The sequence below is a fragment of the Mycobacterium sp. TH-M106 genome (assembly GCF_057473765.1).
In genome coordinates this window covers 1-6,795 of the sequence record NZ_JBYCLE010000303.1, presented here as the reverse complement: position 1 = coordinate 6,795, position 6,795 = coordinate 1, and the positions used below count along the sequence as shown (strand labels likewise).

6 protein-coding genes are annotated in these 6,795 nt (G+C 67.9%); 3 read left to right on the top strand and 3 right to left on the bottom strand.

Features of this window, described 5'->3' with window-relative positions:
- Window positions 1-385, bottom strand: a 385-nt coding sequence (locus tag AC2VOP_RS10570) for a precorrin-2 dehydrogenase/sirohydrochlorin ferrochelatase family protein (RefSeq protein WP_486960915.1), incomplete at its 3' end; no start/stop codon positions are given.
- An 11-nt stretch (window positions 386-396) separates the two neighbouring features.
- Window positions 397-1,872 carry a malate dehydrogenase (quinone) gene (mqo, locus tag AC2VOP_RS10565; RefSeq protein WP_486960914.1) on the bottom strand — a complete coding sequence of 492 codons (1,476 nt, stop codon included), beginning with the start codon at window positions 1,870-1,872 and terminating at the stop codon, window positions 397-399.
- A gap of 95 nt (window positions 1,873-1,967) precedes the next feature.
- Between mqo and mtr the strand changes: the two genes are divergently transcribed.
- Window positions 1,968-3,353, top strand: coding sequence for a mycothione reductase (gene mtr / locus AC2VOP_RS10560; RefSeq protein ID WP_486960913.1), 1,386 nt, complete (start codon window positions 1,968-1,970; stop codon window positions 3,351-3,353).
- Window positions 3,354-3,361: 8 nt separating this feature from the next.
- On the opposite strand, the gene AC2VOP_RS10555 is transcribed toward mtr, so the two are convergent.
- Window positions 3,362-3,853 carry a Fur family transcriptional regulator gene (locus AC2VOP_RS10555; RefSeq protein ID WP_486960912.1) on the bottom strand — a complete coding sequence of 164 codons (492 nt, stop codon included), beginning with the start codon at window positions 3,851-3,853 and terminating at the stop codon, window positions 3,362-3,364.
- A 494-nt stretch (window positions 3,854-4,347) separates the two neighbouring features.
- On the opposite strand from AC2VOP_RS10555, the gene AC2VOP_RS10550 reads away from it, so the two are divergent.
- Window positions 4,348-6,051, top strand: coding sequence for a PGRS repeat-containing protein (locus tag AC2VOP_RS10550; protein WP_486960911.1), 1,704 nt, complete (start codon window positions 4,348-4,350; stop codon window positions 6,049-6,051).
- Between the two features lie 270 nt (window positions 6,052-6,321).
- Entirely contained in the window at window positions 6,322-6,693 is a 372-nt protein-coding gene (locus tag AC2VOP_RS10545; protein WP_486960910.1) for a hypothetical protein, read from the top strand.
- The last annotated feature ends 102 nt before the right edge of the window (window positions 6,694-6,795 follow it).

Sequence of the window (6,795 nt, the reverse complement as noted above, 5' to 3'; positions counted from 1 at the left end):
CCCCCACCGCCAGGCCCGCATAGTCGAATGTGGCCGGGGTGACCGCACTGCCGGCCACCGCGACATCGGCACGGACACAGAAGATTCGGCGGCGGTCCGCCTCGGCGACCACCGCGGCGTTGACATCGGCGTCGTCGGTGGCCGCGATGGCGTACCAAGCGCCGTCCAAATCGCCGTCGCGGTAGTCGCGCAACACCAGCGTGATCCCGGGTTTTCGCTCACTGAGTGCCTCCACCGCCGGTGTCGCGGTTCGGGTGATGACGTGCACCCGCGCTCCGCTGGCCACCAGCAACGGCAGCCGCCGCTGAGCGACGTTTCCGCCGCCGACGACGACAACCTTCCGCCCGGCCAGCCGCAGCCCGACCAGGTACGGATTCTCGGTCATACCCGCCAACTTTAGGGTGCAGGCCGCGGCCGCTGCAGCTGTAATACCTCGGCGCCCCGGGACCATACCTCGGCGAACAGCGCCGGTTCGCGTGACAGCTCGACGCCCAGCGACGGCACCATCTCCTTGAGCACCGGCAGCCAGGACCGATACCGGTGCGGGAAGCATCGCGCCAGCACGTCGAGCATCTCCGACACGGCGGTCGAGGCACCTGGAGAAGCCCCCAGCAGACCGGCGATGCTGCCGTCGGCGGCGCTGACGACCGTGGTGTCGAACTCGAGCGCCCCGCGCCGGATGACCTGCACCCGCTGACCGGAGCTCAGGGGCTGCCAGTCCGATTGCAGCGCACCGGGAACGAAGTCGCGCAGTGTGTCGACCCGGGCGCGCTCCGAGCGCAGCAGCTGCCGGATCAAGTGCTTGACCAGGCTTCGCGCCGCCACCCCGGCGCCCAGCGACGACACCAGGTTGTCCGGCCTGACCGAGAGCGCCAGGTCGGTGGCGTGCCCGTGTATGAGGAACTTCGGCGACCAGCCGACGAATGGCCCGAACAACAGCCAGGGTGTGCCGCCGACCGTACGGGCGTCCAGGTGCGGCGCAGCCATCGGCGGCGCCCCGCGGGCCGGCATCCCGTACACCTTGGCTCGGTGTGCGCCGGTGAGCTGCGGGTTGGCGGTGCGCAGGAACCGGCCACCGATCGGGAAGCCGCCGTACCCTTTGACCTCGTGGATGCCGGACTTCTGCAGCAGCGGCAGGGCGCCGCCGCCTGCGCCGACGAACACGAACTTGGCGTGGAGTCTTCGGCTTTGACCGGTGCGCCGGTTGCGGATCCGCAACGTCCAGCTGCCGTCGGACGCCCGCGAGAGCCCGCGCACCTCATGGCCGAAGAGCGCGGCCGTGCCGTTGCGGACCCCGTAGCCGATCAGCTGCCGGGTCAGCGTGCCGAAGTCGACGTCGGTGCCATCGGCGAACCAGCTCAGCGCTACCGGTTCGCTGAAGTCCCGGCCGGAGGCCATCAACGGCAGCCGGCGGGCGAATTCGTAGGCGTCGTGGATGAATTCAGCTCCAGCGAACAGCGGGTTGCCGGCCAGGGCGGCATGGCGGCGCCGCAGGTAGTCGACGCCGTCGGGGCCGGTGACGAAGCCGACGTGCGGGAGCGGATGCAGGAAGCTGGGCGGGTCAGCCAGCATGCCGTGCTGCACCGCATACGTCCAGAATTGTCGAGTGACCTGGAATTTCTCGTTGACCCGCACCGCTTTGACGGTGTCGATCGAGTGCCCACGGACTGGGGTGTAGTTCAACTCGCAGACTCCGGTGTGGCCGGTTCCGGCGTTGTTCCAGGTGCCGCTGCTCTCCGCGGCAGCAGCGTCCAACCGCTCGACGAGCGTGATCGACCAGTCGGGCTCGAGTCGGCGCAGCAGCGCACCCAAGGTGGCGCTCATGATGCCCGCGCCCACCAGCACCACATCGGTTTTAGCTAGGTCGGGCATGGATCGTCTTTCCTGTTGGACTGGTCGGCTGCCGGTGCCCAGGTTAACCCGCACGCACTCTAAGCTGGCACCGGCGAGAAAACGAGTGAGGCGGAATGGAAACCTACGACCTAGCAATCATCGGAACCGGTTCGGGCAACAGCATTCTCGGCGAGCGCTACGCCGAGAAACGGGTGGCGATCTGTGAGCAGCGAACCTTCGGCGGCACCTGCCTGAACGTGGGGTGCATCCCGACCAAGATGTTCGTCTACGCCGCCGAGGTGGCCCGCACAGTACGCGAAGCCGCCCGCTACGGAGTGGACGCGCACATCGGCCGGGTGCGCTGGGACGACATCGTCTCGCGCGTCTTCGGCCGTATCGACCCGATCGCCGCCGGCGGCGAGCACTACCGCCGAAGCGCACCCAATATCGACGTATACGGCCAGCACACCCGGTTCGGCACGGTCCGCGGCGATACCGGTGGCCGATATCTGCTGCGTACTGCAGGCGGCGACGAGTTCACCGCCGCCCAGGTGGTGATCGCCGCCGGGTCGCGGCCGGTGGTTCCGAAGGCGATCCGTGACAGCGGCGTGCACTACTACACCAGCGACGACGTGATGCGGATCGCCAAGCTGCCAAGGCATCTGGCGATCATCGGCGGCGGTTTCATCGCGGCCGAGTTCGCCCACATCTTCTCCGCTCTCGGCACCCGGGTCACCATCGTGATCCGTCGCGGCACCTTGCTGCGCCACCTCGACGACACCCTCTGCGAACGCTTCACCCGCATCGCCGCCGCGAAGTGGGAGCTGCGCGCTCACCGCAACGTCGTCGGCGCCCGCCCACATGGCTCCGGCGTCGCCGTGGAACTCGACGATGGATCGTCTGTGCATGCCGACGCTGTGCTGGTGGCAACCGGCCGGGTGCCCAACGGCGACCTGTTGGATGCCGAGCTGGCCGGCGTCGACGTCGACGACGGCCGGGTGGTGGTCGACGAGTACCAACGTAGCTCCGCGCCGGGTGTTTTCGCCCTCGGAGACGTGTCGTCGCCCTACGAGCTCAAGCACGTCGCCAACCACGAAGCCCGGGTCGTGGCCCACAACCTGCTGTGCGATTGGGACGACACCGCCTCGATGATGGTCACCGACCACCGCTACGTGCCGTGCGCGGTGTTCACCGATCCGCAGATCGCCGCGGTGGGATTGACCGAGAACCAAGCTGTTGCACAGGGATTCGATGTTTCGGTGAAGATACAGGACTACGCCGACGTGGCCTACGGCTGGGCGATGGAGGACACCACCGGGATCGTCAAACTCATCGCCGAACGTGGCACGGGGCGGCTGCTGGGCGCGCACATCATGGGCCATCAGGCGTCGTCGGTCATCCAGCCGCTGATCGGCGCGATGAGCTTCGGGCTCAGCGCCGCCGAGATGGCCCGCGGCCAGTACTGGATACATCCGGCGCTGCCCGAAGTCGTCGAGAACGCGTTGCTGGGTCTGGATTGAGGTGTGAGCTACTGGGCCTGGTGTGCGGGCTCCGGGCCACCGTGCTGGCACTGAGGACACAGCCCGTGCAGGGTGAGGCCCGCTCGCTCGGACAACGCGAACGAGCTACCCGTACGTGCGTGTTCCAGCGCCGACGCCAGCCGCTGCGCAGGCACTTCGATGATGGTGCCGCATCGGGTGCAGACCGCGTGATGGTGCGGGTCGACCGCCAGCCCGTAGGTGGTGACGCCCCCGTCGAGGGTCAGCGCGTGCAACACACCGCGGTCGACCAGGGTGGTCACCGTGCGGTAGATCGTCGCCAGGTCCGGCGGCTGCGTCCGAGCTGGCGCCGCTTCGGCGAGCCGCCGGTGGATCTCGGCAACCGACAGATGCCCGTCGACCGGCTCCAGCACCGCCAGCACCGCGATCCGCGATGCCATCCGCCGCAGCCCATGGGCGCGCAGCAGGTCGCCGATCCGTTCGGTGACCGCCGGATCCAGCACGGTTGGGTTGGTCGCCACCTGTCCAGTGTCGTTTCTGATGCGATTCCCCGCTACCGAATGTCGAACGTGCGCCGCCCGCGGTGCAATTCACACGTGTGACGAAGTTCGGCGCTATTCCCTACGACGCCAACACCACCGGCGGTACGGGCGCCGGATTCACCCCGATCCGAAGCTGAACCCGAGAAGACTTGCGCGCTGTGAATCAGAACGGAAGGTCGAAGAGATCGATCCGGTGGCCGCAGCAGCAGCACCTTGGCCATGTCGGGTTCACGTTGCACGTCATGGTCCCTCAGGCGGTGCGGGCTGCGGTGTGGGACCCTGGCCTGGTGGCTCGCGCACATCATAGGTACCGGGGCGTCACAATCACCCGGACCAGCAATAAGGGCTCTTGCACAAGTTCGGACTGGCAGTACGGCCGTAAGCGTGACGTCAGCGGCGAGAGCTGGTCTTGGATTCCGCGACAGCGGAAACGCGGGCTGGCTACGGTCGGTTCTGCGGCGGCGATATTGCTGGTGGCGGTCGCGCCGGTAGCGAACGCGGACTTCGGCCTTGACGATCTGCTCGATCCGATCCTCTGGTTCCCCTCGCCTGCAGGCGATAACGCCGCGGAACTCTTCAACTCGGCCGTAGCCGGCATAAGCGGACCGGACAACCCCGAGGCAGGTGATGGCCTCGGTGGTTCCTGGCTTGACGGTCTGCTTGCGGCGATGTCGCAGTCGGCTGGTGGCTCGTCTGCGGCAACAGCCGCCGCCGGTGTCGATGTATTGGCCAAGTTCGTCGACTCCGGAGGATTTATTGGCCTGATCTATGCGTCGCTGCACAGTTTCGGCGAGCAATGGATCACAAGCCCATTCGGTGAACAGCTCGACAACCTGGTCAACCCGGTGTTTGCCGTCGGCGGCCACTGTGGCCTGATCTGCAACGGCGATATCGGAACGGCAACCGATCCGGCGGGGGGCGGCGGTGGCTGGCTGTTCGGTGACGGCGGTGACGGCTGGGGTAGCGACCAGGCCGGGGTGGCCGGCGGTAATGGTGGTGTGGCTGGCCTGTTTGGCAATGGTGGCGACGGTGGTGATGGCGGTGCTGGCGCCGACGGCGGGGCCGGTGGCGCCGGCGGGTACTTCATCGGGGGCGGCGGTGACGGCGGTAACGGCGGCACTGGGACCGATGGTGAGGCCGGTGGTAACGGCGGACCGGGTGGTGTGGGGGGGTATTGGACGGTCGGGATCGGTGGCAACGGCGGCGACGGCGGCGCTGGAGGTCCGGCCGCCGGCGCCGATAGTGTTGCCGGCGCCGGCGGTGACGGTGGGGCCGGCGGTGCGGGCAGTCGAGGCGAGGTCGCCTTTCCACTCATCCTGGCCCCGTTTCTCACCGCTGGTGTCGGAGGAGACGGTGGGGCCGGCGGTGCTGGTGGTGCGGCTAGCGGTCTCGACAGTGTCGCCGGGACCGGCGGGCTCGGCGGCGACGGCGGCGACGGTAGCGCGCCAGACGGCGCTCCCGGGCTCGGGGCAGGCGGTGACGGCGGCGTCGGTGGCCACGGCGGTGCCGCGAGTGGAGCGGGCAGTATTGCTGGTGCGGGCGGTGACGGTGGTAACGGCGGCGGCGCCGGAGGGGGTGTTATCGGTATCCCTGGTGCGGGCGGCAACGGCGGCGATGGCGGAAACGGAATCGACGGCGGACAGGCGAGCCACGGCGGGACCGGCGGCACCGGCGGCAGCAGCGACATCACCAACTTCGGCGAAGCCTCACAATCAGGCGCCGGTGGTGATGGCGGAGCCGGTGGCGCCAGCGACGGCGGAACCGGCGGTGCGGGCGGGGTCGGCGGCAAAGGTGGGGCAGGCGGATTCTTCAACGCGACGACCGGTGGCGGTGGTGGCGGCGGTGGCGGCGCCGGTGATGGCGGGACCGGTGGGGCCGGCGGCAACGGGGGCGATGGTGCATCGGGTCTGGTACCTGCCGCTGCTGGAAGTGGAGGGGTGGGTGGCGCCGCTAACGGTGGAACCGGTGGGGACGGCGGCAACGGCGGCAACGGCGGCGAGGGAAATGTGGCCAGCACCGGTGGGAACGGCGGCGACGGCGGACGAGTCGGTCCAGACGGCGACGGTCGCGGCGGAGACGGCGGCAATGGTGGCAACGGCGGCTTCAGCGTACCCGGCGGCAACGGCGGCAACGGCGGTAGCGACGGCACCCCTGGCACCCCGGGGACCCCTGGATAAATCCCCGGTCAACAACCCAAGCCCGAGCGATTCGCTGGACTCAGTACCGCGCCGATAGCTGGCGGCTGGGATAGTGTGGGGGAGCGACTCTCGCCGGCGGCAATCCGCCCCCTGCAACGCTCAGCAGCATCGGATCGAAAGACCTATTTACCACGCCGGTTTCGACCGTCGGTTCTCCGGAGGAACCTCCAAATCTAAGACAGCTGGGGGCCAGGATTAGAGTTTTCCTCAGCTCAAACCGGTGCCCACAACGATGTCCTTGCCTTCCTGGTGCCCGCCGCCGGAGTCAAAGAAGTCGTCGATCTAGTGAACTTTGGCGCCCCAAACGCCCCGCCGCTGTTTAAGCCCGACGCCACCGCCCCCATCGACATTGGCGGAGTCGAGCTGGCTTCGCCGCACGACGGAGCGCTGCTCAACAACCTCTTCGACGCGGTTTTCCTTGGCGACACTGCTGCCTGGGTCAAGTCGCCGACACTTTTCGGTGATTGGCTGGGCATCAACCAGTCTGGCGCGGCCGGTGGCGCCGCCGCTGCGATGCTGGGTGTCGGGGTTGTGCACGCCGATCACGTCGACCTGGATTTTTCACGTAATTCGGTGTTGATGGGTGTCGTTAACGTGAAAGGTGCACTGCCGCAAGGATAATCGGCGTGTTCGAGGTTCCGTTATCCAAGATGGGAGTGCACCTGTCAGATGCAGACTACTACCGACTGGTCGAAGAATGTGCGAGTTGAGGTCCGTGGCGAC